The organism is Mesorhizobium sp. M7A.F.Ca.CA.004.06.1.1, assembly GCF_003999135.1.
Taxonomy (GTDB): domain Bacteria; phylum Pseudomonadota; class Alphaproteobacteria; order Rhizobiales; family Rhizobiaceae; genus Mesorhizobium.
The window spans coordinates 1-411 of record NZ_RZPQ01001480.1 but is presented as its reverse complement, the minus strand read 5'-3'; the positions used below and the strand labels follow the sequence as shown (position 1 = coordinate 411).

The window sequence follows — 411 nt, the reverse complement described above, 5'->3', positions numbered from 1 at the left end:
GACGTAGAGACCACCATCGACCGGTATGTTCTGCCCGGTCAGATAGCCCGCATGGACCGAGCACAGGAAGGCGCAGATCTGGCCGAATTCTTCCGGCGTGCCGAGCCGCTTGGCCGGAACATCAGCGCTGATGCGGGTCTTGCGTGCAGCGGCTGCGGCAGGATCCTCGATGGTGCCGGCCTCGTGCGGGCCGCGCAGCCGGTCGGTGTCGAGTTTGCCCGGCAAAAGACTGTTGATGGTCACGTTGCGGTCGATCACCGTTCTGGCCACGCCGGCAAGGAACGAGGTCAGGCCGGCACGCGCGCCGGACGACAGGTCGAGGCCGGGAATGGGCACATAGACCGACAGCGATGTGATGTTGACGATGCGTCCGAAGCCGCGTGCCGCCATGCCGTCCAGCACGGCCTGCAC

Annotated in this window: 1 protein-coding gene; it reads right to left on the bottom strand. The window is 66.2% G+C overall.

Annotation, left to right across the window (positions count from 1 at the left end; genetic code table 11):
* The coding region (locus EN906_RS37030) for an SDR family oxidoreductase (protein ID WP_127375906.1) at positions 1-411 on the bottom strand (411 nt) is incomplete at both ends.